26 protein-coding genes and 1 pseudogene are annotated in these 26,478 nt (G+C 71.2%); 7 read left to right on the top strand and 20 right to left on the bottom strand.

The features are described from left to right. Nucleotides 1–70: 70 nt before the first annotated feature. From ACQP1P_RS14845 to ACQP1P_RS14835, 3 genes are all read right to left on the bottom strand, one after another. Entirely contained in the window at nucleotides 71–373 is a 303-nt protein-coding gene (locus tag ACQP1P_RS14845; protein ID WP_433087044.1) for a MerR family DNA-binding transcriptional regulator, read from the bottom strand. A gap of 747 nt (nucleotides 374–1,120) precedes the next feature. Next, nucleotides 1,121–1,459, bottom strand: coding sequence for an STAS domain-containing protein (locus tag ACQP1P_RS14840; RefSeq protein ID WP_433087042.1), 339 nt, complete (start codon nucleotides 1,457–1,459; stop codon nucleotides 1,121–1,123). A gap of 197 nt (nucleotides 1,460–1,656) precedes the next feature. Then, a complete protein-coding gene (locus ACQP1P_RS14835; protein WP_433087040.1) occupies nucleotides 1,657–1,908 on the bottom strand; it encodes a hypothetical protein in 252 nt (83 codons plus the stop codon). A gap of 443 nt (nucleotides 1,909–2,351) precedes the next feature. Here ACQP1P_RS14835 and ACQP1P_RS14830 point away from each other — a divergent pair, with 443 nt between their 5' ends. Continuing rightward, complete coding sequence (locus ACQP1P_RS14830) at nucleotides 2,352–3,188, top strand: nitroreductase (RefSeq protein WP_433087038.1); 837 nt, start codon at nucleotides 2,352–2,354, stop codon at nucleotides 3,186–3,188. Between the two features lie 56 nt (nucleotides 3,189–3,244). On the opposite strand, the gene ACQP1P_RS14825 is transcribed toward ACQP1P_RS14830, so the two are convergent. Next, nucleotides 3,245–5,089 carry an APC family permease gene (locus ACQP1P_RS14825; protein WP_433087036.1) on the bottom strand — a complete coding sequence of 615 codons (1,845 nt, stop codon included), beginning with the start codon at nucleotides 5,087–5,089 and terminating at the stop codon, nucleotides 3,245–3,247. Between the two features lie 408 nt (nucleotides 5,090–5,497). On the opposite strand from ACQP1P_RS14825, the gene ACQP1P_RS14820 reads away from it, so the two are divergent. Next, nucleotides 5,498–7,177: an ammonium transporter gene (locus tag ACQP1P_RS14820; protein ID WP_433087034.1), complete on the top strand. Its 1,680-nt coding sequence runs from the start codon at nucleotides 5,498–5,500 to the stop codon at nucleotides 7,175–7,177. A 54-nt stretch (nucleotides 7,178–7,231) separates the two neighbouring features. Here the strand turns inward: ACQP1P_RS14820 and yut are convergent, their stop codons facing one another. The 8 genes from yut to ACQP1P_RS14780 all read right to left on the bottom strand — a co-directional run bounded on the left by yut (nucleotide 7,232) and on the right by ACQP1P_RS14780 (nucleotide 13,808). Then, nucleotides 7,232–8,296, bottom strand: coding sequence for an urea transporter (gene yut, locus ACQP1P_RS14815; RefSeq protein WP_433087032.1), 1,065 nt, complete (start codon nucleotides 8,294–8,296; stop codon nucleotides 7,232–7,234). 25 nt (nucleotides 8,297–8,321) lie between these two features. After that, a complete protein-coding gene (locus tag ACQP1P_RS14810) occupies nucleotides 8,322–9,236 on the bottom strand; it encodes an urease accessory protein UreD (protein WP_433087030.1) in 915 nt (304 codons plus the stop codon). After that, nucleotides 9,233–9,862: an urease accessory protein UreG gene (gene ureG / locus ACQP1P_RS14805; RefSeq protein WP_433087028.1), complete on the bottom strand. Its 630-nt coding sequence runs from the start codon at nucleotides 9,860–9,862 to the stop codon at nucleotides 9,233–9,235. Before ureG ends, ACQP1P_RS14810 begins: the two co-directional genes overlap by 4 nt. 16 nt (nucleotides 9,863–9,878) lie before the next feature. Beyond that, complete coding sequence (locus tag ACQP1P_RS14800; protein ID WP_433087026.1) at nucleotides 9,879–10,547, bottom strand: urease accessory protein UreF; 669 nt, start codon at nucleotides 10,545–10,547, stop codon at nucleotides 9,879–9,881. Between the two features lie 35 nt (nucleotides 10,548–10,582). Further along, complete coding sequence (ureE, locus tag ACQP1P_RS14795) at nucleotides 10,583–11,128, bottom strand: urease accessory protein UreE (protein WP_433087024.1); 546 nt, start codon at nucleotides 11,126–11,128, stop codon at nucleotides 10,583–10,585. Nucleotides 11,129–11,169: 41 nt separating this feature from the next. Beyond that, a complete protein-coding gene (locus tag ACQP1P_RS14790) occupies nucleotides 11,170–12,888 on the bottom strand; it encodes an urease subunit alpha (protein ID WP_433087022.1) in 1,719 nt (572 codons plus the stop codon). Continuing rightward, nucleotides 12,885–13,427: an urease subunit beta gene (ureB, locus tag ACQP1P_RS14785; RefSeq protein ID WP_433087020.1), complete on the bottom strand. Its 543-nt coding sequence runs from the start codon at nucleotides 13,425–13,427 to the stop codon at nucleotides 12,885–12,887. Before ureB ends, ACQP1P_RS14790 begins: the two co-directional genes overlap by 4 nt. Before the next feature lie 78 nt (nucleotides 13,428–13,505). Continuing rightward, nucleotides 13,506–13,808 (bottom strand): urease subunit gamma, encoded by a 303-nt coding sequence (locus ACQP1P_RS14780; protein WP_433087018.1) that lies wholly within the window; start codon nucleotides 13,806–13,808, stop codon nucleotides 13,506–13,508. 335 nt (nucleotides 13,809–14,143) lie between these two features. On the opposite strand from ACQP1P_RS14780, the gene ACQP1P_RS14775 reads away from it, so the two are divergent. The 4 genes and pseudogenes from ACQP1P_RS14775 (at nucleotide 14,144) to ACQP1P_RS14760 (ending at nucleotide 19,199) form a co-directional block, all read left to right on the top strand. Then, complete coding sequence (locus tag ACQP1P_RS14775; RefSeq protein ID WP_433076612.1) at nucleotides 14,144–15,553, top strand: IS1380 family transposase; 1,410 nt, start codon at nucleotides 14,144–14,146, stop codon at nucleotides 15,551–15,553. Nucleotides 15,554–15,940: 387 nt separating this feature from the next. Next, nucleotides 15,941–16,258, top strand: a pseudogene (locus tag ACQP1P_RS14770) (DUF4118 domain-containing protein); the annotation flags it as partial. Between the two features lie 241 nt (nucleotides 16,259–16,499). Then, nucleotides 16,500–17,312, top strand: a complete 813-nt coding sequence (locus tag ACQP1P_RS14765) for a sensor histidine kinase (RefSeq protein ID WP_433087016.1) — start codon at nucleotides 16,500–16,502, stop codon at nucleotides 17,310–17,312. Between the two features lie 195 nt (nucleotides 17,313–17,507). Further along, nucleotides 17,508–19,199, top strand: coding sequence for a methyl-accepting chemotaxis protein (locus ACQP1P_RS14760; RefSeq protein WP_433087014.1), 1,692 nt, complete (start codon nucleotides 17,508–17,510; stop codon nucleotides 19,197–19,199). On the opposite strand, the gene ACQP1P_RS14755 is transcribed toward ACQP1P_RS14760, so the two are convergent. From ACQP1P_RS14755 to ACQP1P_RS14720, 8 genes are read right to left on the bottom strand one after another with little or no spacing between them, the layout of a single operon-like run. Continuing rightward, nucleotides 19,106–21,280 carry a chemotaxis protein CheW gene (locus ACQP1P_RS14755; RefSeq protein ID WP_433087012.1) on the bottom strand — a complete coding sequence of 725 codons (2,175 nt, stop codon included), beginning with the start codon at nucleotides 21,278–21,280 and terminating at the stop codon, nucleotides 19,106–19,108. The genes ACQP1P_RS14760 and ACQP1P_RS14755 overlap by 94 nt on opposite strands. Beyond that, on the bottom strand, nucleotides 21,277–21,564 hold the full coding sequence (locus tag ACQP1P_RS14750) for an STAS domain-containing protein (RefSeq protein ID WP_433087010.1): 288 nt from the start codon (nucleotides 21,562–21,564) through the stop codon (nucleotides 21,277–21,279). Before ACQP1P_RS14750 ends, ACQP1P_RS14755 begins: the two co-directional genes overlap by 4 nt. Further along, entirely contained in the window at nucleotides 21,561–21,929 is a 369-nt protein-coding gene (locus ACQP1P_RS14745; RefSeq protein ID WP_395908106.1) for a response regulator, read from the bottom strand. The genes ACQP1P_RS14750 and ACQP1P_RS14745 overlap by 4 nt, the downstream gene beginning before the upstream one ends. 13 nt (nucleotides 21,930–21,942) lie before the next feature. Further along, entirely contained in the window at nucleotides 21,943–22,974 is a 1,032-nt protein-coding gene (locus ACQP1P_RS14740) for a methyl-accepting chemotaxis protein (RefSeq protein ID WP_433087007.1), read from the bottom strand. After that, nucleotides 22,967–23,995 (bottom strand): protein-glutamate methylesterase/protein-glutamine glutaminase, encoded by a 1,029-nt coding sequence (locus ACQP1P_RS14735; protein ID WP_433087005.1) that lies wholly within the window; start codon nucleotides 23,993–23,995, stop codon nucleotides 22,967–22,969. Before ACQP1P_RS14735 ends, ACQP1P_RS14740 begins: the two co-directional genes overlap by 8 nt. After that, entirely contained in the window at nucleotides 23,992–24,462 is a 471-nt protein-coding gene (locus ACQP1P_RS14730; RefSeq protein WP_433087003.1) for a chemotaxis protein CheD, read from the bottom strand. Before ACQP1P_RS14730 ends, ACQP1P_RS14735 begins: the two co-directional genes overlap by 4 nt. Continuing rightward, nucleotides 24,455–25,288: a CheR family methyltransferase gene (locus ACQP1P_RS14725; RefSeq protein WP_433087001.1), complete on the bottom strand. Its 834-nt coding sequence runs from the start codon at nucleotides 25,286–25,288 to the stop codon at nucleotides 24,455–24,457. The genes ACQP1P_RS14730 and ACQP1P_RS14725 overlap by 8 nt, the downstream gene beginning before the upstream one ends. Further along, nucleotides 25,285–25,821, bottom strand: a complete 537-nt coding sequence (locus tag ACQP1P_RS14720) for a chemotaxis protein CheW (protein ID WP_433086999.1) — start codon at nucleotides 25,819–25,821, stop codon at nucleotides 25,285–25,287. The genes ACQP1P_RS14725 and ACQP1P_RS14720 overlap by 4 nt, the downstream gene beginning before the upstream one ends. Before the next feature lie 303 nt (nucleotides 25,822–26,124). Between ACQP1P_RS14720 and ACQP1P_RS14715 the strand changes: the two genes are divergently transcribed. Next, the gene (locus ACQP1P_RS14715; RefSeq protein ID WP_433086997.1) at nucleotides 26,125–26,325 is read left to right on the top strand and encodes a hypothetical protein; all 201 of its coding nucleotides are present in this window, start codon (nucleotides 26,125–26,127) and stop codon (nucleotides 26,323–26,325) included. The last annotated feature ends 153 nt before the right edge of the window (nucleotides 26,326–26,478 follow it).

Below are 26,478 nucleotides of genomic sequence, written 5' to 3'. Positions count from 1 at the left end.
CCTTGGCCTTGGCCGACGTGCCAGGCTCGGCCTGCCGGCCTGCACCTGGCCGGCCGGGGGCGGGTGGAGGTCAGCCGGAGTGGCGTTCTGCGTTGATGCGCAGCGCTTCCTCGAGCTGGTCTTCGAGAATGATGATCCGGCAGGCGGCCTCGACGGCGGTGCCCTGGTCGACCATCTCCCGGGCGCGGGCCGCGAGGCGCAGCTGGTAGCGGGAGTACCGGCGATGTCCGCCGGCGGAGCGTTGCGGGGTGATGAGTTTCAGCTCGTCGAGGCGGCGAAGGAAGTCCGGTGAAGTGCCGACGATGTCCGCGGCACGGCCCATCGTGTAGGCGGGGTAATCCTCGTCGCCGAACAGGTCATCGGGTTGGGTCATGGCGCCTCCGCATCGAGGGCCCCGGCGCTATTGCGCCGGGGCCCAAGGGTTATGGGTCAAACACCATCTACCGACACGTCCGTCGGTTGCTCTTTTCCGCACCGAACGCCACAGACAGCGTCGCGTGCGAGGATCGCGTAATCGTGACCGGAGACCACCTCTCGTTCGATGGAAACAACGGTGTCCGCCCAGCTGAACTGCGGCCGGTGCGGGCGATCCAGCGGTGTAGAGCCCTCCCTTTCCTCTACTTCTCTTTGTGTTGCCGTTTCTCTTTGTGTTGCCGTGTGTTGCTGGTACTGCAATCCGCCGGTGCCGAGGGTCACGCAACTTCACGACCACACCGGCGGCGGAACTACCCTACGGGCGATGCCGCCAATTTCCGGCTCACCCAGCTGCACCCCGAAACATCCGGGGCCTCAGCTCTCCGCCCAGCCGTTGGGGCGGCTCGTCAGCGTCTTTTGTACTCCCTGTTCTCGACTTGAACTAAATTAGCCGACGACGGAGAGCATGTCTAGTGTCCCCAGCATAGATTTTCGGGGTGACCCACCGGAGCTGGCGTCAGGCGGCTCGCGGGCGAGGCAGCCGCCCGGCCGCGGTGCTCGATCCGCCGGGCACGCCAGAGGCCGGCCACCGGCCGCCGTGGCGCACCGGCTGGCGGGACCGTCAGGACGCCGGGACCCACGGCCGCGACGTCACCGGCGCGTCGGGCCTCGGCGAGCCGACCCGGTCCGTGCACCGGCCCGGGCGTCAAGCCGGCGGGGCGGGTACGACCGTGAACACCTGATCGAGACAGGTCAGCTTGAATGTCCGCAGGATGCGGCCGCGCACGCCGATGAGGGTGAGGCGTTGGCTGTGTTCCATGAGGCGTTTGTGGACGCCGACCAGCACGCCGAGGATCGTCGAGTCGATGAACTCCACGGCGTCCAGATCCAGCATCAGTGACATCGCGGGCGGGACACCCGCTCCGGCGGTGTCGAGGACCGCGTGGAGGTGCTCGCGCAGCGCGGCGGAGACGGAGATGTCGAGGTCACCGATGACCCTGACGAGCGGTGAGCCGTCGGCCGTGCGACCGGTGTGCAAGCGCATACGGACTCCGATGCCGCCCGGCCAGCGGCGGTTGCCGTCGGCGCACCCTGCACGGTACGCCACCGGCCGGTGACGCGCCCGGAGTCAGGCGCCGCGCTCCCGGCGGCACCCGATCAGGGCGTCCCCGGGGCAGCACCGTCCGCTGTTCGCTGAGCTGGGCGTCCGGACACGGCCGCCTGCCGGTCGACCGAGGCGGGTCAGAACGAGCCGGTCCGCGTCTCGCTGTACGGTGCGAGCCGCGCGCCGACCACGTGCCGGAAGTTCAGCAGCAGTGTCGAGGTCTGCTCGTCACCGAACCGCGACACCGTCAGCGGGTGCACGGACTCCTCGGTCATCCACGCGGTGAGGTCCTCCAGCGAGAGGTCGGTCCCGTGCACGCGCAGCACGAGCTCCTTGTCCCGGCCGACGGTGAGCAGATACAACAAGCACGTCGGGGGCTCGACAACCATGGCCCGTATCCCTTCGACGGATCGCGGCACCGGTCTACCGTCTACAATGGACACGTCGGCACAGCCCCGGTCCAGCCGTCCGATGAGCGGCGCACTTCCACAGTACATCCGCGGTCCCCCGGCCGCCCCGTGCAGACGCCTCGAGCAGACAAGGCGGAGGCCGGCACAGGGTCGCACCGCGCGCTGGCGTAGGCTTGGGCCGCGGCCCGTGGTGATGCGGCCGCGCGTGGCCGGGGCGACTACTCCTTCTCGCCTTCACCCGCCGCTTCGCGGCGCTGGTTCGGAGGTCTGCCCAAATGCCGGTCTTACAGTTCAAGCCCAGGCCCGAACGTCGGCACGACTCGGCGGGAGCGGCGAATGCGCAGCCGGCGGCTGCGGCGAATGCGCAGCCCGCGGCTGCGGCGCCGGCCGGTGCGACGATCCACCCGATCGGAGCCCGAGCCGTGGTCCATGCGCTCCTGGCCGCGGCCAACGCGGCCGGGTTCGCGCCCTCGATCCTCGACAGCCAGCCGTGGCGGTGGCGGCTGACCGGCAACACCCTGGCCCTGTACCTCGACCGGACCCGCGTCGACCACGATGTCGACGTCGACGGCCGTTTGGCGATCATGAGTTGCGGGGCGGCCCTGCATCACGCCCGGACCGCGCTGGCGGCGGCGGGCTGGCGGATCGCGGTCGACCGCGGGCCCGATCCCGCCGACCCGGACCGGCTCGCGTCGCTGCGGCTCGAGGAGCGCTCGCCGGCCGAGCCCGAAGGTGCGCCGCTCGCCGGCAGCGTTGCCCTGCGCCGCACCGACCGGACGCCGGTCACCGGCGCGCCGATCGCAGCCGCGCAGCTCAAGGCCGTCATCTCCGCGGTGCGCGCCGAGGAGACGTCGCTCCACGTGCTCTACCCGGACGAGGTGCTCGAGCTCGCCCGGGTCGCCTCCGGTGGCCGGCCCGCACCGTCCGGGTCGGCGGACCGCTCGATCGGCGCCGGGCCCGCGGGCCTCGCCGGCGGCCGCGGCGCGACCTTCGCGCTGCTGTACGGCCACACCGACGAGCCGGAGGACTGGCTGCGCGCGGGCGAGGCACTGTCCGCCGGCTGGCTGACCGCGACCGCGGCCGGCGTCTCCGTCCTACCCCTGAGCGCAGCCGTCGAGGTGGTCTCCACGCGGCAGGCGGTCCAGGTGATGATCGGCTGCGTCGGGTACCCGTATCTGCTGCTGCGACTCGGCCGCGCCACCGTGGTGCCGTCCGGCCCGCGGCGCGCACCGGCCGCTCAGATCATCGATCGACGCTGACGCGGGCGAGTCCGCCGGGGAACGCCGCAGTGGCGCCCCCGAAGACGAGCACGAGGTCACGGGATGCGCAGCGGCATGGGCACCCGGGCGACGATGACGTTCGGGCGGCTCCGCAACGCGGCGGTGAGCGCGATCTCGAGATGGTTGTGCAGGAAGCGGTACCGCAGCCGGTGCGGCACGGCCACGGGGATCAGCACGATGATCTGATCGTCGCGCCGCGCCTGGAGTTCGTCGATGAACGCTACGACAGGCTGGGCGACCGAGGCGTACTCGGTGCGCAGGATCTCGAGCGGCACCCCAGGGTTCCAGTCGGCCCATTGCCGGTCCAGCTCGCGCGCGCGGCCGGCGTCCCCGCCGGTGTCCTCGAGCACGACGTGGACCGCCACTACCCGCGGGCTGATCGAGATGGCTTCCGCGAGCGCGTGCTGGGTCAGCCGGTTCACGCCGTTCACCGGCACCACCACCATGGCGGGTCTGGCGTGCGGCCTGGCCGGAATCGTGTCCAGGCCGAGGGCCCGTCCGCAGCGGGCGTAGTACGCCTGGGTCCGCGCGAACAGCGTGATGAGCGCCGGCACGGCCAGCACGACCACCCATGCGCCGGCGGTGAACTTGGTGACCAGGAACACCACGGTTGCCACCCCGGTCGTGGCCGCGCCGGTGCCGTTGATGACCGCACGGTGCCGCCAGCCCGCCGGCCGGGTCTTCCACCAGTGTTTGACGAGTCCGGACTGGGCCAGCGTGAAGGCGGTGAACACCCCGATGGCGTACAGCGGGATCAGGCTGAGGGTCTGCCCGCGCACCGCGACGAGCAGCACCCCGGCCAGGCCGGTCAGCGTCCAGATGCCGACGGCGAACACCTGCCGCTCGTCGCGCAGTGAGAACAGGTGCGGCAGGTAGTTGTCGCCGGCCAGCCGGCTGGTCAGCACCGGCAGCCCGCCGAAGGACGTGTTGGCGGCCAGCATGAGGACCACCGTGATGGTCACCGCCATCACGTAGTACGCCCAGCTCCGGCCGACCGCGATGGCGATGACCTGGCTCAGGACCGTCTCACCGGACCGGGGGCCGATGCGCCAGCGGTTCGCCAACACGGCCAGGCCCAGCAGCATCGCGCCGAGGATGACGCCGAGCAGTGTCTCGGTCCGCTTGGCCCGGGCCACCCTCGGCTCCTTGAACAGCGGCACGCCGTTGGCGATGGCCTCCACCCCGGTCAGCGCGCTGCACCCCGCCGAGAACGCCTTGAGCACCAGCAGCACGCCGACGGCCTCCAGTCCCCCGGTGGGCGCCAGCGGCCGGCCCTGGCGCGGCGTGTGCAGCGCGAGCGGGTGGATCAGGCCGATCCCGATCACCACCAGCAGCCCGACGATGAACACCATGGTGGGCAGCAGGAACGCCCGGGCCGTGTCGCCCAGGCCGCGCAGGTTGAGCCCGGTGACCAGCGCGAGGATGCCCAGGCACATGGGGACCGTGGCCGGGCGCAGGCCGGGGAAGGCCGAGGTCAGCGAACCCACCCCGGCGGCGATCGAGACCGCGACCGTCAACGTGTAGTCCACGACGAGCGCCGCGGCGGCCAGCACGCCGACCGGCGGCGGGAAGTTCGCCCGGCACACCGCGTAGGTGCCGCCGCCGCCCGGGTACGCCTCGATGACCTGGCGGTACGAGAACACCAGAATGGCCAGCAGCACGACGATCGCGATCGAGACCGGCAACACGAGATGCAGCGCGGCGAGCCCGGCCGCCGCGAGCACGGCAATGATCGCCTCCGGTCCGTACGCCACCGACGTCAGCGCGTCGAGTGAGAGGGCGGGGAGCCCTTCGACCGGCGTGATCTGCTGCTTGGCCAGCTGCCGCGCCCGCAACGGGGGCCCGACGAGGAAACGCCACACCGCCGTCACCGCGCTCATTGCCTGACCGCCCGCCTCGCCCGTCGGTAGCCGCCGCACCGATACCCACGCGGAGACCTCCAGCACCACCCCTGGCCGATGATCACCCGCCCGCGGGCCGGCATTCGGTGCCGGCTTGCTCAGTCGGTGTGGCTTGCTCAGTCGGTGTGGCTTGCTCAGTCGGTGCCGCTTGCTCAGGCTGAGCGTCCTGCGTGGCCGGCTCCGTCCTCATCCGGCGGCTGCCGGGCAAGGACCTCGGCCGCCGGCGCGGGGCCGTCCATCACGCATTCGGTCTGAGGTCCCCCGCCGGTCCAGGTTGCAACCAGCCTCCGGGGGAACTTCGCGGGTGTCCAGCCGTGGCGCCCGTCCCCATGCGACCCGAGGCGCCGGTCCACCGACCCGATCATGCTGTCTCGGAAGGAATGCTCCATGCCCACACCACCTCTTGTGAGCGGCGCCGACACCGCCTGGGTGCTCGTCTGCGCGGCGCTGGTGTTGTTCATGGTCCCCGGCTTGGCATTCTTCTACGCCGGCCAGGTGCCCAGCCGCAACACCCTGGCCATGCTGCAGCAGAACTTCATCCCGCTCGGCGTGGTCAGCATCACCTGGATCTTCCTCGGCTACACCATCGCGTTCGGCGACGACGCCGGCACCGGCCTCGTCGGCAACCTGAAGCTGTTCGCGCTGATACATTCCCGCACGACACCCGCTCCCGCTCCCGCGTACCACGTCGTCGCCCCGGGGGTCGCCATCCCCACCCTGGCGTTCGTGGCGTTCCAGATGATGTTCGCCGTTATCACGCCGGCGCTCATCACCGGAGCGACCGCGGGACGGCTGAAGCTCATCGGCTGGGCGGTCTTCATCGCGGTCTGGTCGGTGATCGTCTACGCGCCCATCGCGCACTGGCTCTGGCACCCGGGCGGCTGGCTGGCCAAGCTCGGCGCGCAGGACTGGGCCGGCGGCATGGTCGTGCACACCTCAGCGGGCGCCGCGGTGCTGGCGATCCTCCTCGTGGTCGGCCGGCGCAGGAACTGGCCGAAGACGGGAACGCTGCCCAACTCGCTGCCCCTGGCGATCGTCGGCGCGGGTGTCCTGTGGTTCGGCTGGTTCGGCTTCAACGCCGGCGACGGGCTCCGCGCCGACACGATCGCGGCCCAGGCACTGCTCAACACCCACATCGCCGCCGCGGCCGGCCTGGTGACCTGGCTACTGCTGGAGCGGTTCACGAGCCGGCACGCGACCGTGCTGGGGGCCGTCTCGGGCGCCGTCGCGGGGCTCGCGACGATCACCCCGTGCGCGGGATACGTCAGCACCCTGTCGGCGCTCGTCATCGGCGCCGTCGCGGGCCTCGTCTGCCAGCTGGCGATGCGGGTGAAGTTCTACCTCCGCTTCGATGACGCGCTCGACGTCGTCGCCGTGCACTTCATCGGCGGTGTGCTCGGCTCGCTGCTGCTGGGTTTCTTCGCCGATCGCGCCGCCAACAGCCTCGGCGCCAACGGCCTGTTCTTCGGCGGTGGCGTCGGCCTGCTCTGGCGGCAGGCCGTCGCGGTCATCACGGTGGCGGCGTTCTCGTTCGCCCTGACGTGGGTCATCGCCGTTGCGGTCGAGAAGACCATCGGCCTTCGCGTCCCGCCGGCCGACGAAGACCGGCTCGACCGGGTGCAGCAGGCCGTCGAGGCGTACCACCTCGACGCGGTCTCGGGCCTGCCCGGCTCGGGCGGCCCCGGGGCGGCGCCCGGACGGGCCACGCCGACCAGAGCGCCCGCCGGTGGGCCAGGCTCCACCGTCAGCCTCGTCACCGGGCTGCTCGACCCCGAGCGCGTGCACACCGACGAACTCGAGGAGGCGCTGTGGCGAGCCGGCGCCTCGTCGATCGTCGTCACCGAGGCCCACGCGGCCGCGGAGGAGCCCCAGGCGCAGACCGTTCGCGGGTACCGGCGCAATCTCGAGCTCGTCAGCCGGCTGCGCATCGAGGTGCTCGTGCCGGACCCGCACGTCGCCACGGTGCTGGACGCCTTCGACCGGTTCTCCACCGAGCACCCGGAGGGCTTCGTCCAGGTCGTCAAGCCCAGCACCAGCATCGAGCGCCAGGACGGCGGACCGGCCTGAATCACGGCTGTGGCTTGTCCGTCGCTGGTCGACGGGCAAGCCACTCGCCGGTGCTCACGACCCGTGCGCCGCCGCGGCGGTGGCGGTCGTGATGGTGGTGGTGCTCAGCATCGTGCCGTCGCCCTGCCGCTTGTGGTGCGCAATCGGGGCGAAGTGCCGCTTCGGCAGGAGGAACAGCCACGTGGCGACGACGAACGGGCCCGTCAGCGTGGGGATGCCGTACGGCGCCAGCACCGTGGTCAGGGCGGCCTGCACCCAGACCGTGGTGATCGTCGCGAGCAGGGTGAAGACGACCACCGCCGGCATGGGGCGGTAGAACACGGCGCCCAGGGCGATCGCGGTGAGCACCGCGTTGAAACCCCAGAGCCCCTTGCCGATCGCCGTAGCCTCCGCGCCCAGCCCGAGCGCGAGCGCGGTGCCGACCACCGAGCCGAGGACGGCGGCGAGCGCGACCGCGCGGGAGTTGACCGCCAGCGCGACGAGGATGACGGCGCCACTGATCCAGTCGTCGATCAGGAAGACCTGGGCAACCCCCTTCAGCGTGCCCGTGGCCAGGAATTCGAAGGTCAGCGGCGCGTGGGCCAGCTTCGGTGACGTGCCGACCGGCAGTGCCGGCCGGCTCAGCGCGCCGGTCCCGACCCGCATGAACTGGTAGGCACCCATCAGCAGGAACCAGGACGTCAGGACGAACGGGAAGGTCAGCGCGGGCACGGCCCAGCTGTTCAGAACGTTGCTCAAGGCGAGGGTGACCACGGTGGTGAGGGCCGCGCCCACCACCACGTACGCCCACAGCAGAGGCTTGGCGGCCAGGAACGTGGGCAGCGCCGCGCCGGTCAGCAGCGGGCTGAAACCGAAGAGGCCCTGCCGCCACGAGACCACGTCGACCCGCAGCAGCAGCGCCGTGCCCGTGCCGGCGAGGAGCCCCACCAGGGCGCCGACGGCGACCTCCCCGGTGCCGGTGCGGATCGCGCCCCAGGCGATGGCGGCCAGGATGAGCAGGCCGGTGACCGGGTTGTTCTGCAGCATCACCTGACTTGCACCACGCAGGCACGCATCGGCGAACCGCACGGGAGCATGGTCGTCGGCCGCCGTGGCCCAGGCCTGGCTGATTCTGTCCATCCTCGTCAATCCTCGCCAACCCTCGTCAACGCCAGCGGAACGGGGGCGGCAGCGGGGCGCCGACGGTCTCCCGGCGCACCAGCGACCAGAACTCCCGGACCACGGCGCGGACCGGCTCCGAGTCCGTGCCGAGCACCCGGTAGATCAGGCCGGCGTCGTTGGGCAGGCGGCTGGCGCCGGCGACCGCGGGGCCGGCCAGGGTCGAGGCGGCCGGGACCTGGTCGATCACCCGGTCGGCGCGGGCGGCCGAGGTCAGCAGGACGACATTGGCGACGACGTCGAATCCGCCCATCACCGCACAGCCGTCGACCGGGTACTGCGCGGGCTCGATGACGAACTTCTCCGCGAACAGTTCCCGGCCGTCCGGGCGGGTGACCCGCAGCGCGGAGGAGAACAGGTCGTAGCCGAACAGCTCGGCGTCGCGATGGTACTTGCGGCCGGGCAGGATGATTTCCGCGTACAGCGCCGTCGCGCTCTCCGGCAGCGTCACCCGGGTCCGGGCCAGGTACCGGCTCCCGCGGTACGGGATCACCGGCTCCGGCAGGAACTCCAGGTACGCGCCGTCCTCCAGCACGATGTCCTGGGTCTGCGTCGCGTAGTTCGCGTCCATCTGCTGGATCTTGGTCGCGGACTGGGTCGTCAGGTGGGCCTGCGCGTGCTCGCCCAGCCGCACCTCGATGCTGTGCCGGTCGCCCTGCAGCAGCCCGCCGGACGTCGTGACGATGAAGACGCAGGCGAGCCCGGGCATCGCCTCGTCCCAGTACAACGCCCGCTGGACCAGCAGCGGCGCCTGCCGGCACAGCCCCGCGAGGATCGTGCGCTCGCCGCGGCGCTCGAAACCCAGGCGCAGCACCCCGTTCTTGCCGGGTGCGCCGCTGGGCAGTTGCGCCGGCTCGTCATGGTACGGCGCCAGTTCCGGCGCGGCGTGCAGGCTGTTCATTCGGCGGGCGCCAGTCCGAACAGGACCTCGCGCCGGATGATCGACATGACGTCGTCGACGCCCTCGCCGGTCCTGCAGTTGGTGAAGACGACCGGCTTGCCGTCGCGCTGCATCGCGGCGTCGCGGTCCATCACCGCGAGGTCCGCGTCGACGTGCGGCGCCAGGTCCACCTTGTTGATGACGAGCAGGTCCGAGCGTGCGATCCCCGGGCCGTTCTTGCGCGGGATCTTGTCGCCGGCCGCCACGTCGATCACGTAGATGAAGAAGTCCACCAGGGCCGGGCTGAAGGTGAGGGTCAGATTGTCGCCGCCGCTCTCGATCAGCACGACGTCGGTGTCGGGGAAGCGGGACTCCATGTCCTCGACCGCGGCGAGATTCATGCTCGGGTCCTCACGCACGGCGGTGTGCGGGCAGGAGCCGGTCTCCACCCCGATGATCCGCTCCCCCTGCAGCACGCCGGTGAGCACCCGCCGTACGTGCGCGGCGTCCTCGGTCGTGACGACGTCGTTGGTGACGACGAGCACGCGCATCCCGTTGGCGACCAGGCGCGGCACCAGCGCCTCGATGATCGCCGTCTTGCCGCTGCCGACCGGCCCGCCGACACCGATGCGACTGGCTGATTTCATGCTTCCTCCAGTGAGGTCAGTTGGTGAAAATCCGTATCCGGGCGCGCACGTGCGCGGCGGCCAGCACGTCGGTCATGGGCGCGAAGGACGCCATGTCCTCCAGCGACGCCCCGGCCACGCGTTCGTAGTGCCGCTGCGCGGTGCCGTTGACGGCGAACAACACCGTCTGGGCGTCGACATGGTCGATCCGCATGAGCCGGACGGCGGCGCCGACGATCATCGCCGCCGTCCCGTACTGGTGGGCCGCGAAGGCCGCCTCCTCGGGCAGGCCGAGCACGGCGGCGAGGACACCGAGGCCGGCCGGATAGGTACCGGGTACCGCTCCGGCGGCGATGTCCCCGGCCCGCCGGATCAGCACCGGATCCGCGACGACGCTGGCGGAGATCTCCGCCAGTTTGCGGCCCATCCGGGTGCTCATCGAGCGCATCTCCTCGTTGAGCTTGCGGACGAACACCGCTTCGTCGGATCGCGCGACCCGGTCGGTGTCGCCCGCGCGGGTGCCGCGATGGCTCTCCAGCAGCCCGATACCGTCACAGCCGGCCGCGAGGTGTGTCGCGGTGGACACGAACTCGTGCAGTGTCCGCCGGTCGTGGACGATCCCGAGTTGCACCGCCGGCTCCAGCGCGTTGGAGAACGTGAACGCCCCCACCGGAAACATCGAGTCGGTGAACTGCAGCAGCCGCATGAGCTCCCGCAGCCTCGGTAAGGGTGCAGCGGTCTTCAACTGCCGTCCGCGGGCAGGTGCGTGTGCCCGGCCGCGTCGGCCCCGCCGAACAGCCGCCGGGCTTCGTGCGGCGCGAGGAAGGCGAGGACCTCGGTGCCCTCGACGAACTCGTGTTTGATCCCGGGGAAGGCATGGGTGCGCATGACCGAGTCCATGACCCGGCGATCGACGGTGACCGGCACGTACACCGTGGTGCCGTGCACCACCGCCGGCCAATGCTGATTGCCGATGGCGTGGCCGAGCTCGACCGCGGTGCGGAACTGCGTGTCGGCCGGCAGCTCGACCGCCATCACCTCACCCAGCATGAGGTGCACGACGGTGGCCGTACCCTCCGCATCGTCCCAGGCGATGACGTCACCGTCGTGCAGGTGCGTGTCGCGCGCCAGCGACAGCGCCACCTCGACGCCGCCGCTGGTCCGCTTGCGCAGGCGGCGTTTCTGCGCCTCCCACTGGTCAAGGACGAGCCGGTCGACGCGCATCTGCGCCAGCCGCTCGCGCCAGTCCGGCTCGGCGGCGTTGCCCAACACAGATTCGACGAACATGTTCCCTCCGCATCACGGCACCATCAGCGTGCGCGCCGGCATCAGCTGAAGAAGTACAACTGGTTCATGGACAGCGACGAGGCCGGCGGCACGGTGGCATGCACGCCGTCGACCTTGACGGCGAAGGTCTCCGGGTCCACGTCGATCCGCGGAGTGAGGTCGTTGCGCACCATGTCCCGCTTGGTCAGCGAGCGCGTGCCCTGCACCGGCATGACCTGCCGCCGCAGGCCGAGCTTGGCGGCGACGCCGGCCTCGTGGCCGGCCCGCGACACGAACGTCACGCAGCTCTGCGACAGCGCCGAGCCGGTCGCCCCGAACATCGGCTTGTAGATGACGGGCTCGGTCAGCGGCAGCGACGCGTCCGAGCTGCCGGCGGCCGCCCAGCTGACGATGCCGCCCTTGAGGACCAGCTTCGGTTTGGCGCCGAAGAAGGCCGGCTCCCACAGCACGAGGTCGGCGAGCTTGCCCGGCTCGATCGAGCCCAGCACGTGGGCCACGCCCTGGGTGATGGCCGGGTTGATGGTCACCTTCGCGAGGTACCGCAGGACGCGGAAGTTGTCGTTGTCGGGCGAGTCCTCCTCGAGCTTGCCCCGGGCTTCCTTCATGGCCTGCGCGAGCTGGACAGCGCGCAGGAAGCTCTCGCCCACCCGCCCCATCGCCTGGCTGTCGCTGGAGATCATCGAGATGGCGCCGAGGTCGTGCAGGACGTTCTCGGCGGCCATCGTCTCGGGCCGGACCCGGCTCTCGGCGAACGCGACGTCCGAGGGGATCCGCGGGTTGAGATTGTGACAGAACATGATCATGTCGAACAGCTCGGACTGGGAGTTGACCCCGTACGGCAGCGTCGGGTTCGTCGAGCTCGGCAGGACGTTGCGCTGACCCGCGACCTTGATGATGTCCGGCGCGTGCCCGCCGCCCGCGCCCTCGGTGTGGAAGGTGTGGATCGTGCGGCCCTCGAACGCCGCGATGGTGTCCTCGACGTATCCGCTCTCGTTGAGCGTGTCCGTGTGCAGGCTGATCTGGACGTCGAAGTCGTCGGCGGCGCGCAGCGCGGCCCGGATCACAGCGGGCGTCGCGCCCCAGTCCTCGTGGATCTTGAGCCCGGCCGCGCCGGCGATGATCTGCTCGTCGAGCGGGCCGCGCGAGGAGCAGCTTCCCTTCCCCAGGAACCCGAAGTTGATCGGGAGATCCTCGACGGCCCGCATCATGGTGTGCAGGTTCCACACCCCCGGGGAGATCGTGGTGCCGTTGGTGCCGTCCGTCGGGCCGACGCCGCCGCCCCACAGGGTGGTGATGCCGTTGCTGAGCGCGTCGTACACCTGCTGCGGCGAGATGTAGTGCACGTGCGCGTCGATGCCGGCCGCGGTCAGGATGAGGTGCTCGCCGGAGATCGCCTCGGTGCCCGGGCCCACGGCCAGGTCCGGCGTGACGCCGTCCATCGTGCTGGGGTTGCCCGCCTTGCCGGCGCCGACGATGCGGCCGTCCTTGACCCCGACGTCCGCCTTGACGACCCCCATCACCGCATCGACGATCGTGACGTTGGTGATGACGAGATCGAGCGCGCCGCCGGCGCTGGACAGCCCGCTGTCGATGCCCATGCCGTCGCGCAGGGTCTTGCCGCCGCCGTAGACGGCCTCGTCGCCCAGGACCCGCAGGTCCCGTTCGATCTCGACATACAAGTCGGTGTTGCCCAGCCGGATCTTGTCGCCGAGCGTCGGACCGTACAGGTCGGCGTACTGGCTCCGGGATATGCGGCTCACTCCTGGGGTTCCTTCTTCTGGGACTCCGCGGCGGGCCGGGACTGGGGTTCCTTCTTCTGAGACTCCGCTGCGGGCCGGGACTGGGGTTCCTTCTTCTGGGACTCCGCGGCGGGCCGGGACTTGAAGCCGCGCATGGTGGCCCGGGCCGCCGCCGCGGCCCGCTCGGGCTGATATCCGACGGCATCGCCGGTGCCGGCCCAGCCGTCCACCAGCCCGTTGAACCCGGACACCCGCTGCTTGCCGCCGAACGGCACGAGGTCCACGGTCTTCTTGTCGCCCGGCTCGAAGCGCACGGCGGTGGTCGCCGGAATGTCCAGCCGCCGCCCGAACGCGGCGTCACGGTCGAACTCGAGGCAGCGATTGACCTCGTAGAAGTGGTAGTGCGAACCGACCTGAACGGGCCGGTCCCCCGTATTGACGACCTCGAGCGTCGAGACCGGCCGGCCGGCGTTGAGCTCCACCGGGTCCTCCGCGAGCACGTAGCCGCCGATCGGCCGGATCGACTTGTGACTGCTGTCCTTGTGTTCGGGATTCGGCATTCTGGCCCTCCGTTCCTACTGTCCGTTCCTGGCCTGCCGCCCGTTCCCGGCGGCCGTCAATTCCCGTCCGCTGTGCCGCTACTGGATCGGGGTGTGTACCGTGACCAGCCGGCTGCCGTCGGTGAAGACCGCCTCGACCTGGACGAACGGGACCAGGTCGGCGACGCCCTCCATCACGTCGGCCTTGCTCAACACCGACCGCGCGTCGGTCAGCACGTCCTCGACCGTCTTGCCCTCCCGGGCACCCTCCAGCGCCGCCGCGCAGATCACCGCCACGGCTTCGGGATGGTTGAGCTTCAGCCCCTTCGCCCGGCGGGCCTGAGCGATCTGGGCCAGCGTGAGCACCGTCAGCTTGTCGATTTCCCTGGGCGTGAGTTTCATGGCACGTGTCGTTCCAATTCTGTCCGCGCGGTATCGATTGACTGCTATGTGTGACAGGTGTTCGCAGCATCGCGTGAAAGCAGCGGCCGCGAGATTCCAGCGGCCGCTCGCCAAGGTGAGCGTCGATCGGGCGCGGCGGGTCATCGCGGCGCGACCAGGAGCTGATCGCGGAGTGTCGAAGCCGGCGACAGGCCGGGCCGGATGCGGTTCAGCCTAGCCCGGGTCATTCGTTAAGGGCTGCCCACATGCTGGTTCGAATGGGAACAGGTGCCGTCTGAGCTGGGAAGATAGGACTTGTCGAGGGTCCTTGTCCATCCCGCCCGGAGGGCACCTGCATGGTGAAGCGTACCGGAACGCGTCCGAGGATTGTGGTGTCCGCCGACGGTCGTGGCGTCGTCGGTCATGCCGGTGCGCGCCTGCTCACCGACATCGCCGATGTGACCGGTCTGACCGGCGCGTGCAGTGATGCCCTCGCCGGGTTGCGGCAGCGTCGCGGCGGCCACGACCCGGGCCGGATCGCGGTCGACCTGGCGGTGACGCTCGCCGACGGCGGCGAAACGATCTCGGACCTGGCCGTAATCCGAGACCAGGCGGCGTTGTTCGGGCCCGTCGCGTCGGACCCGACCGCGTGGCGACTGTTGTCCATCATGGACAGCGCGGTACTGCGCCGGCTGGCCGCTGCGCGAGCGCAAGCACGCGACATCGCGTGGGCACAACGGATCGACACACACGGCGGGCTGCCGCAGACCACGGCCGCCGGCCTGCCCATCCCGGGCCTGACCCTCGACCTGGACGCCTCCATCGTGATCTGCCACTCCGAGAAAGAAGCAGCAACCCCGACCTGGAAGAAGAATTTCGGCTACCACCCGCTGTTCTGCTTCCTGGACAACACCCGCGAAGCGCTGTCCGGGCTATTACGTGAGGGCCGGGCCGGGTCGAACACCACCGCCGATCACATCACCGTCCTGGACGACGCCCTCACCCAGATCCCCGACCACATGCGCCACGGCACCCCGATCCTGATCCGATCGGACTCCGCCGGCTGCACCCACGGCCTGCTCACCCACATCCGCAGCCTCCGCAAACAGGGAGTCGACGCCCGGTTCTCCGTCGGCGTCGCGATCACCGAACCGATCCGCCAGGCCATCCTCACCGCCAAACAGCACCTGCCATGGGTGCCGGCCCTCGACGGCGACGGTGAACCCCGCGACGGCGCCGACATCTGCGAACTGACCGGCCTCGTCCCAGACGACGGCTACCCACCCGGCACCCGGTTCATCGTCCGTCGCGAAGAGCCGCACCCCGGCGCGCAACTGTCGCTGTTCGACACCGTCGAAGGCCTCCGCCATCAGGTGTTCGCCACCGACACCCCACCCGGCAACGGCAGCACCCAGTTCCTCGAGGCCCGCCACCGCGGCCACGCCCGCGTCGAGGACCGCATCCGCACCGGCAAGGACACCGGCTTCGGCCGGTTCCCGTCCCGCGTCTTCGCCATCAACCAGGCCTGGCTGCAACTCGCCCTCACCGGCATCGACCTGCTCGCCTGGACCCAGATGCTCCTCCTCAACGGGGCCCTCGCGACCGCCGAACCGAAGAAGCTGCGCTACCGACTCCTGCACGTCGCCGCACGCATCACCCACACCGCCCGCCAAACCCGGCTCCGAATCGCCGAAACCTGGCCATGGGCAACAGATCTAGCCACCGCGTTCACCCGACTCAACGGGCTCCCACGCCCAACCGGCTGACACCCGCACCCGATCGCGTCGACACCCACGGAGGAAACCGGCCAACGCGCCGGAATTTCAGCACGCCCACGCGGCCCACCAACCTGAGCAAAGATCAAAAAGCCGCTCCCGGCCGCCATGATCGACTGATAACGAAAGACCGAGGCTAGCCGGACCGCGGTGACCGCCGACCGGAAAGCATCCGTGACCCGGCCGGAGCCCGGGGTGATTTCTGCTGCCCGGTGATGCGCAGCGGACCGGTTCGCCGCAGCCGGGTTGCCGCACACGCCGGGTTCATCACGAAGACCACCCTCGGGCGGCGGATGCCGGCCCGCACCGCGTCATCGGGCCGGTCCGACGCCATGCGCAGCCGCGGCCTCGTCACCGGAATCGGACTAAAGTGGCGTTATGCGGGCTGGTCTCCTGTCAGTGCTGGTACGGCCGGAGCCTCCGTCGCGGTGGCTGGGGATCGCGGTCGCCGCGCTCATCCTCGCGGCCGAGACAGTGCTCGTCGATCCGATCGAGACGTTCACGAAGCAGTCGTCGCCAAGCGTGGTCTACCTGCTCGGCGTCGTGGCGGTCTCGATCGTCTGGGGGCTGTGGCTGGGGATCGCGACGGCGCTGGCAAGCGTCCTGCTGTTCACCGTGTTCTACGTCCATCCGATCGGGAACCTGGTCGACTCCGACGTCCGCGACGTCGTGCAGCTTGCCGTGTTCGTCATCGTCGCGCTGGCGAGTGGCACGCTGGCCGACCTGTCCCGGCTGCGCGCCGCGCGGGCCCAGGAGTCCGACCTCACCGCGGACCTGGCACAGCTGCTGCTGAACACCGATGACCTCACCGCGGCCCTGCGGGCGGCGGGCCGGCACATCGCGCATGCGCTCGACCTGCCGGCCGCGACGATCGACCTGCGAGCCGACGCACCCGGCGGCGATAGATCGCGGATCGGCCCAACCGGATGGGCAATCGTTGGCCTTCCCCCTGCGGCACGGCAACACCCTGCTCGGGACCCTGCACGTGCCCGCCGGGACGCCCGAGCGACACGTACAGCGGCTGCGCCAGCGGGTCGTCCCACCGCTGTCGTCGCTGCTGCAGGCCGCGCTCACCAACGCGGACAACCGGGCCCAGCTCATCGCATCCCGCGCCCGTATCGCCGCCGCGGCCGACGAGGCACGCCAGCGCATCGAACGCGACCTGCACGACGGCGCCCAGCAACACCTCATCGCGATCGGCCTCGAACTGCGCGCGGCCCAGGCGGCCGGCACCGGCACCGCACCCGAGCAGATGCGCTCGGAGATCGTCCATGCGGTGGCGAGCCTCAACGAGGTCATAGCGGATCTGCGAGAGCTCGCCCGGGGCATCCACCCGTCGGTGCTGGCCACCGGCGGCCTCAAACCGGCGCTCAGGGCGCTCGCCCGCAGATCGGCGACCCCCGTCGAGATGCACGTCGACACCGACCGCCGGCTGTCCTCGACGATCGAGACCGCCGCGTACTACCTCGTGTCCGAATCATTGACGAACGCGGCCAGACACGCACACGCCTCCGTCGTCCAGATCACCGTGACCACCGACGCCGACACCCTCCGCCTCGCCATCCACGACGACGGCATCGGCGGCGCCGACCCTGCCCGCGGATCCGGGCTCACCGGCCTGCGCGACCGCGTCGAGACCCTCGGCGGGCGGCTGACCATCACCAGCCCGCCCGGCGCCGGCACATCGCTGCTGGCCACCATCCCGATCGCCCGCACCGACGCAGCAGCGGCCGCACCCCGTTCCGGCTGAGCGACGGATCCGGCTGAACGACGGACCGCAGGTCCGCCGGACGAGGCAGCCGAGGATGGGCGCGCGTCGTTGCCGCACCCGGTCGCACGCTCGCAACCGATCCCCCGCCCATGACTCGGCGGCAGAACGCTCAGGTGAAGTGGCCCGGGTCCGATTGATGTGGTTGAAGTGCGCCGTCCGGGGGGAGCAGCAGCTGTGAGTATCGGGTCCGCATTCCGCAACGTGTCCGTCGCGTGGAAGCTCCGCATCGTCGCCATCGTGGTGTGCGCCCTGCTGGCCGCGGTCGGCCTGATCGGGCTGTTCTACCTCGGCGGCAGCCAGGACCGCCTCAACGCGCTGTACCACCGCAACCTGCAGTCCGTGCAGATCCTCGACGACGTCGCCGGGGACTATCTGCAGGTCCGCTTCCAGGTCCGCGGCCTGGCCCTGGCCCAGGGCGACGCCGAGACCGCGGCCGCCGAGCAGAAGATCACCGACGCGGTCGCCGGGCTCAACCAGAGCTGGCAGGCGTACGCGGGCAAGAACACCGACACGGCCTCCAAGGCGGACCGCGCCGCGTTCGAGGCGGCCTGGTCGGAGTACCAGAAGGTGCTCAACGGCAAGTCGATCCCGGCCGCGCGGGCGAACAACTACACGGAGTACAACCGGATCAGCCGCGAGGAGGTCGACCCGATCGCGCAGCGCCTGTCCACGGCAATCGGCAGCCTGGTCGAGCGGCAGAACGCCGCGGCGCAGGCCGCGCTGGACGAGTCCAAGCGCGACTACGGCACCGCCCGGCTGCTGCTGCTCGCGCTGACCCTGGTCGCCATCGTCATCACGTTCGGCATGGTGACGATGGTGGTCCGGGCCGTGTCCCGCCCGCTGCGCGAGACCGTCGCCGTGCTCACCGGGCTCGCGCAGGGCCGGCTCGACCAGCGTCTGGCGGTCAACAGCCAGGACGAGGTCGGCCGGATGGGTACCGCCCTCAACAGCGCCCTGGACCGCCTCTCCGAGACGGTCCGCACGGTCATCGACTCCACACACCAGCTCGCCAACGCCTCCAACCAGATCAGCGGCGCGTCGCAGAGCCTGTCGCAGGCCGCGACCGAGCAGGCGGCCAGCGTCGAGGAGACCACCGCCAGCATGGAGCAGATGACCGCCAGCATCAGCCAGAACAGCGAGAACGCCACCACCACCGAGAGCATCGCCACGCAGGCCGCGACCGAGGCCGACCAGGGCGGCGACGCGGTGCAGCGCACCGTCGACGCGATGAAGCAGATCACCAGCAAGATCAGCATCATCGACGACATCGCGTTCCAGACCAACATGCTGGCGCTCAACGCCACGATCGAGGCGGCACGGGCCGGCGAACACGGCAAGGGCTTCGCGGTGGTGGCCACCGAGGTCGGCAAGCTCGCCGAGCGCAGCCAGATCGCCGCGCAGGAGATCAGCCAGCTCGCGGCCGGCAGCGTGCAGACCGCCGAGCGGGCCGGCAGCCTGCTCAGCGAGATCATCCCGAGCATCACCCGCACGTCCGACCTGGTGCAGGAGATCGCGGCGGCCAGCAGCGAGCAGGCCACCGGCGTGCGCCAGATCAACATCGCCATGACCCAGATCGGGAAGGTCACCGAGCAGACCGCGTCGTCCAGCGAGGAGCTGGCCGCCACCGCCGAGCAGATGGCGGCGCAGACCCACCAGCTGCAGGACATGATGACGTTCTTCGTCACCGACCAGAACCGGGCGGGGCGGCCCCCGGCCCTGCCCGCCTCCTACGAGCGCGGCGCGCACCGCACCGGCGGCGGCAACGGCCGGGCTCAGCGCCCGGCGCCCGCGCTGGTCCCGGCCGGGGCGAGCCGCTCGGCCGAGGACATGTCCCCCATCGACGAGAGCAAGTTCGACCGGTTCTGAGCGCGCCGGTCGCGCGCGATGTACTGCGAGACCAGCGCGTCGATGTCGAGGATCAGCGCGATGCTGCCGTTGCCGAGGATCGTCGACCCGCCGACGCACCGCACATCCTGGAAGAGCTTGCCGAGCGGCTTGATGACCGTCTGCGACTGGCCGAGGAGCTGGTCGACGACGAGCCCGGCGCGCTGCCCGGCGTGCTCGACGACGACGACGCTCTGCCGGCGCGGCGGCTGCCCGCCGAGGCCGAACACCTCACGCAGCCGTACGAACGGCAGCGCCTGCTCACGCAGGTCCATGAACTGCCGCCCGCTCGCCCCGGCCGGCAGTTCCACGCACTCCACGACCCGGTCCAGCGGGACGATGAAGTACGTGTCGCCGACGCAGACCAGGAACCCGTCGATGATCGCGAGGGTCAGCGGCAGCCGGATCTGCATCACCGTGCCGGCGCCGGGGGTGGTCTGCACGTCGATGCTGCCGCGCAGCGCGGTGACGGCGCCGCGGACGACGTCCATGCCGACGCCGCGGCCGGAGAGGTTGGACACGGTCTCGGCGGTGGAGAAGCCCGGCTCGAAGATGAGGGCGTAGACCTCCTGGTCGCTCAGCGTGTCGCCGCGCGCGACCAGGCCCCGCTCCACGGCCTTGGCGAGGATGCGCTCGCGGTCCAGCCCGCGGCCGTCGTCGGAGATCTCGATGACGATGCTGCCGGCGTCGTGCGACGCGTTGAGCGCCAGCCGGCCCCGGGGCGGCTTGCCGAGCCGCTCGCGCTCCTCGCGGGTCTCGATGCCGTGGTCGAGGGCGTTGCGGACCAGGTGCGTCAGCGGGTCGCCGATGCGCTCCACGAGCGCCTTGTCCATCTCCGCGTCGCCGCCGGTGATCACCAGGTCGACGTCCTTACCGAGCTCGACGCACACGTCGCGGACCACCCGCTCGAAGCGGCGCAGCGTGGTGCCGATCGGCACCATCCGCAGCGACAGGGCGGTGTGGCGGACCTCCTCGACCAGCCGCAGTACGTGCGCCTGCTCCTCGGAGTGCCCGTCGACCAGCGCGACCCCGGACTGGGCGATCACCAGCTCCCCGACGAGGTCGATGAGCCGGTCCAGCCGGGAGGCGAACACCCGGATCGTCTGGGTGTCCTGCACCCGGCTCTCGGCGGTCTTGCGCTGCTTGCTCAGCGCCGCCTCGACCACCGGCCGCTGGACGATCTGCTCCTCGACCAGGATCTCGCCGAGCGGGCGGCCCGCCGACTCCCCCGCGTGCTGCTTGGCCAGCGCCTCGGCCAGCTCCCGGTCGGTGACGACCCCACCGCGGCGCAGCAGGTCACCGAGCCGGTCCTCCTCCTCCAGAGCCGCGATGACCTCGGCGGCCTCGTCAGAGGGCAGGATGCGGATCGTGCTGTCGTCGCGGACGAACTCGAAGACGCTCTCGATGTCGGCCTTCGACGCGTCGCTCGTGAACTCCAGGTCGAAGCCGAGGTAGCACACCTCGGGGTCGGCCTCGTCGGCCCGTGGCAGGGCGTCGGTGCGGGTCGCCAGGCGGGTGACGGTACCCATTCGGGCGAGGTACCGCACGAACGACAGCGGATCCATCCCGTTGCGCAGGCAGTCCGGCCCGAACCAGATGCTCAGCAGCCAGGTGCGCGGCCCGGAGGACGGGGCCGGGGCCGGATGCGGCGGCGACACGGCGCCGGCCTGGTACGGCGCCAGCCCGGCGAGCAGCCGCGCGCTCGCCTCCTGCTCGGCCGCGGTCGGCTCCTGCCGGCCCTCGGCGACCCCGTCGACCAGGGCGGTGATGTGGTCCGCGCAGGGCAGCAGCGCGCTCACCAGCCCGGCGCTGACCTGCAGCCGGCCCTCGCGCAGCTCGTCGAGGACCGACTCGAGCACGTGCGTGAAGGACACCAGGTGGTGCAGCCCGAACAGCCCGGCGGAGCCCTTCAGCGTGTGCATCGCGCGGAACAATGCCCGGACCGCCTCCGGCCCGTCGGGCGCGGACTCGAGCTCCAGCAGCCCCTCCTCGAAGTCCTGTACCAGCTCGCGGGCCTCGGTGAGGAACGTGTCCAGGGCATCGCGGAAGTCGTCGTCGTTCATACCACCGCCTCCAGGTCCGGGGTCAGCCACGCCAGCGCCAGCACATCGCGCACGGCCGGGCTGTGATCGCTCAGCCGCAGCCGCAGTTCCCGCCGCCGCGCCTCGCGCCGGGCCATCAGCAGCACCTGCAGCCCGGCGGTGTCCAGCTCGATCACGCCCGCCAGCCCGATCTCCAGGTCCGGGCCGCCGGTGAGGAAGCGCAGCAGCCGCTCGTGGTGCTCGGCCGCCGAGATGATGGTCAGCTCGCCCTCGATCTCCAGCCGGGCCGGCACCGGGCCGGTCACGGAGCGATCAGCTTCGACACGGCGGCGAGCATCTGCGCCGGCTGGAACGGCTTGGTGACCCACGCCTTCGCCCCGGCCGCCTGCGCCTGCCGCTTCTTCTCCTCCTGCGACTCGGTGGTCAGCATGATGATCGGCGTGAACCGGTGGTCGGGCTGCTTGCGGACCTCGCCGACCAGGGTGATGCCGTCCATGTTGGGCATGTTGACGTCCGAGATGATCAGGTGGACCCGCTTGCCGGCGAGCTTGCGCAGCGCGTCCTGGCCGTCGACGGCATCGATGACCTCGTAACCGGCGCCCTTCAGCGCGATCGTGACGACCTGTCGTACCGAGGCCGAGTCATCGACGATCAGAACGGTCTTGGACATGCGTGCCGCCTTTCTAGAAGAACGTGATCTCTGAGGTGGGAGCCTCGATCGCCGCACCGGTTCGGTGCGCCTGCAGCTCCCCCTGCATGGTGTACGTACGCTCGAGTTCGGACAGGAGCTTCTGCGCCTGCGGCCCGGCGTCCGGAGCCTCGGCGACGTGGCGGGGAAGGCTCTTGATGTTGTCCTCCAGGTGCTGCAGCACCTGGCCGACCCGGTCCTGGAACTGCAGGCTCACCATCGCGTCGGAGATCGACGAGCGGATCTCGACCGCCGCCCGCTCCAGCCGCTGCGAGGACTCCCGCGACCGATCGACGACCTGCTGCAGGTCGTCGATGACCTCCTGGACGTCGTCGTTGGCCCGGGCCACCGCGACGCTCTCGCGCTCCGCGTCGCCCTCCGCGCCGGCCAGGACCCCCGCGATGGCCGAGCCGATGCCGCCGACCTTCTCGGCCATCTGCTCCGACGTCTGCAGCGACCGGTCGGCCAGCCGCCGGACCTCCAGCGCCACGACGCCGAAGCCGGCGCCGGCCGCGCCGACCCGGGCCGCCTCGATCGAGGCGTTGAGGGCCAGCAGGTTCGTCTGGGCGGCGATCTGGGCCACGTCCGCGGTCATCCGCTTGAGCTCGTCGTTGAACCCGGCGAGCCCGGCCAGATCGTGCACGGCCTGGCGCTTGGCCCGCATCGCGTTGTCCAGGGTGTGCACGACGTTGCCGAGGCGCTCCCGGCCGCGGTCGAAGGACGCCGCGCCGCCGCCGTGCGGGCCGAGCGCGTCGGCCGAGGAGGCCAGGACCGCGTCGACGTTGTCGACGATCTGGCTGAACTGCTGGGTGACGGCGCCGATCCCGGACTCCATCTGCGCCCGCGACGACTCGATCTGGGCCGACCACACCGGCGCCACCGCCTCGGCGAACTCGCCCACGCCGCGGCGGAACGCGTCCGGAGCCGTGCCGGGCGACGGCGGCGGTGCCGGGCGGCGCCGGCCGGCCGCGAAGCCGATCCCCAGGCCCACCAGCAGGGCCACAATGACGTACCAGACCTCAGCCATGGTTACGGATCACCTCAGCAATCGCGGGAAGCGGTACCTCGCGCTCGACGGCGCCGATCGCCACGGCCTCCTTCGGCATGCCGTGCACGACACACGTGGCCTCGTCCTGGGCGACGGTCGCGGCACCGGCGCGGCGCATCTCCAGCAGGCCGCGGGCACCGTCGTCGCCCATGCCGGTCATGATCACGCCCAGCGCGTCCGGGCCCGCCGCCCTGGCCACCGAGCGGAACAGCACGTCGACGGACGGGCGGTGCCGGTTGACCGGCGGGCCGTCGAAGACCCGCACCCGGTAGCCGGCCAGCGGGTCGCTCAGCAACTCCAGGTGCCGGCCGCCGGGCGCGACGAGCACCAGGCCGTCGCGGGCCCGGTCGCCGTCGGCGGCCTCGCGCACCTCGACCGCGCACAGCGCGTTCATCCGTTCGGCGAACGCGGCCGTGAACTTCTCCGGCATGTGCTGCACGACGACGACGGCCGGCGGGCGGGCCGGCAGCGCGGTGAGGACGCGTTCGAGCGCCTGGGTGCCGCCGGTCGACGTGCCGATGGCCACGACCCGCCGCTCCCCGCGGCCGGGCGTGCGCGCCGGTTCCGCCAGACGGGCCGCCGGACGCTGCGGGCGCCGCGCCGTGGCCGCCGCCGCGGCGCGCACGGCCGGCACGATGTGGCCGCTGTCGTCCTGGAGGTACCGTTTCAGCCCGCTCGCCGGCTTGGCGACGGCGGCGACCGCGCCCGCGGCGAGCGCCTCCAGCCCGGCCCGCGCGCCCGGGCCGACGAGCGAGGAGCACACCACGATCGGCGTCGGCCGGATCGACATCACCTGCTTGACGAACGCCAGGCCGTCCATGCCCGGCATCTCGATGTCCGTCACGATCACGTCCGGCCAGCTGCGCTGCATCAGGGTCATGGCGCGCAGCGGGTCGCCGGCCGCGCCGATGACCTCGATGCCCGGCGCCGCGCCGAGCACGGCCGACAGCACCTGGCGCACGACGGCCGAGTCGTCCACGATGAGCGTGCGGATGCTCACGACGCCACGTCCAGCTCGAAGCGCTCGTTGCGGCGCACCCACACGTCCCCGGTGGCCAGGTCGAAGCGCAGGAACCGCGCCCCGCCGCCGCCGACGTCCCCCGTCGGGGCCGCGAAGCCGTGCCGGTCCAGCAGCGCCAGCCCGGCCGCCACGTTGGCGCCGGCGACCTCGCCCTCGGTCAGCTGCGCGCCGCCGCCGAAGATCTTCGTCCGGTACTGCGCGGGCCTCGTCCCGGTCCGCGCCAGCTCCCGCAGGAACAGCTCGAACGCCCCGTCGGCGTAGCGGCCGTCGCCCGGCGTGCCCGGGCCACGGTGGCGGCTGGGCAGCATGAAGTGGCACATACCGCCGATGCGCCGCCGCGGATGCCACAGGCAGACGGCCACGCACGAGCCCAGCAGCGTCGAGATGCGGGTTCCGGCGCACGCGAAGTGGAACCCGCCCGGGTACAGGAACACGTCGTCAGTCACGCGTGCCCGCCGGGAGCCGGTAGATCGACGGGCGGATCATCCGCAGCCGCGACGGGATGCCGTTGAGCGTCTCGGACAGGCTCACGATGAGGTGACCCTCGGGGTACAGCATCTTCTGCAGTCGCGCGACCAGCGCCACCTTCGTCGGCTGGTCGAAGTAGATCATGACGTTGCGCAGCATGATGACGTCGAACAGGCCCAGGTCGCTCAGGTCGTCGAGCAGGTTGGCGTGCCGGAACGCGACCCGCTCCCGCAGTGTCGAGCCGGCCGCCATCAGCCCGGCGTACTCGTCGCGGCCCTTGAGCCAGTACCGGCGCAGCAGCTCCGGCGGGATCCGCCCGGCCGACTCCAGCGGGTAGAGCCCGCGGCGCGCCCCGGTCACGATCCGGGTCGAGATGTCGGTGCCGAGGATCTCCCAGCCGCCGGCCGGGGGCCGCTCCAGCAGGACCATCGCGGCCGTGTACGCCTCTTCGCCGCTGGAGCTGGCCGCGCTCCACAGCCGGAACATGCGCCCCGGCCGGTGCGCGGGCACGATCACGTCGCGCAGGTAGTCGAAGTGCTGCGGCTCGCGGAAGAACGACGTCTCGTTGGTCGTGAGCAGGTCGATCGCCTGGCGCAGCTCGCGGCCGTCGGGGGCGTGCAGCAGCCGGACGTACTCGTCGTAGCCGCCGACCCCAAGCTGCCGCAGCCGCCGGCTGAGCCGCCCCATGACGAGCGTCTCCTTGCCCGGCTGGAGCCGGATGCCGGTCCGCTGCTGCAGGAGCGCACTGATCGCGGCGAAGTCGGCGCCGGTGATCTCCGGTGGCGCCTCCAGCGACCCGGTCACGGGCCGTCGTCCTCGCGGCCGGCCCGGGACAGCGCGGCGAACTCGGCCGGCGACAGGACCCGCTCCAGGTCGAGCACGATGATGAAGTCGTGCTCGCGGCGGGCCATGCCGCTGATGAACTCGGGCTGGATGCCCGTGCCGAACGTCGGCGGCGGCTCGACGTCGCCGGGGCCGAACCCGACGACCTTGTTCACCATGTCGACGAGGATCCCGACGTCCTGGCCGTCGGTGCCGCCGGCGTCACCGCTGCGCACGATGATGATGCTGGTGCGCCGGGCAACGGCCGTGGCACCCTGGCCGAACCGGATGCCCAGGTCGACGACGGGCACCGCCCGCCCGCGCAGGTTGATCACCCCGCGCACGAAGTCCGGCGCCATCGGCACCGCGGTCAGCGTCCGATACTCGATGATCTCGATGACGTGGAAGATGTCCAGCGCGTACGCCTCGCCGTGCAGCGTGAACGTCAGGTATCGCCCGGCCTCGAGTCCGCCGGGGTGCTCCGCGTCCTCGGTGGCGGTATGGGTGACACTCACCGGCCTGCCCGTTCTGTGCGAAAGGATCTCGTCCTTCCGGCTGATCGGCGCGCCGGGGCCGGTCTGTAGCGTTTCCGGCACCGCGAAGCGTCCCGGCGGCGCTGCTGGTCCTGGTCCGCCCGCGGGTCTCGCCCGGATTCGGGTCGGCATCGCCGGTGGCGGGTCCTGCCGGCCTCGCCGTGCTGGCGGTGGCCGCGATCGCGGTGCCGCATCCGCGGACGACGGCGCCGCCCTATGGCGCTCGTGTGGAGGACTGCGAATCCCGAACATGGGCGGGCTGATCTCGACGAGTCCGAGGCACCCATGCGGACCTCGCTGGTCGTCACCCAAATCGTCGGCCTGGTCATGGTCCGCTACATCGTCAAAGTGGAACCGGTCGCCTCCGCACCACCGGCGCAGCTGATCGCCGCGATCGGCCCGACCGTGCAGCGCTACCTCACCGGCGACCTACCTGCCGCGCTTGCGCACGACGGCCCGCCCGCCGGCAGCTCCGAAATCCTGTGAACCGATCGGATCGGGGTGTCATGGCGGCGTTGCCCGGCCGGCCCGGGCCCATCGACGCCTCTCGGTACGCGCGTTGCGACGCGGGCCCACCGTACGAAGGGAGCAGCTTGTGCATCGCCGACGCGTGGGAGACCAGTGCTTCGGGTGCGATCC

The sequence above is a fragment of the Dactylosporangium sp. CA-052675 genome (assembly GCF_050947935.1).
In the GTDB taxonomy this organism is placed as follows: domain Bacteria; phylum Actinomycetota; class Actinomycetes; order Mycobacteriales; family Micromonosporaceae; genus Dactylosporangium.
Note: the sequence above shows the minus strand (reverse complement) of the source record. Positions and strands in the feature narration are given on the sequence as shown.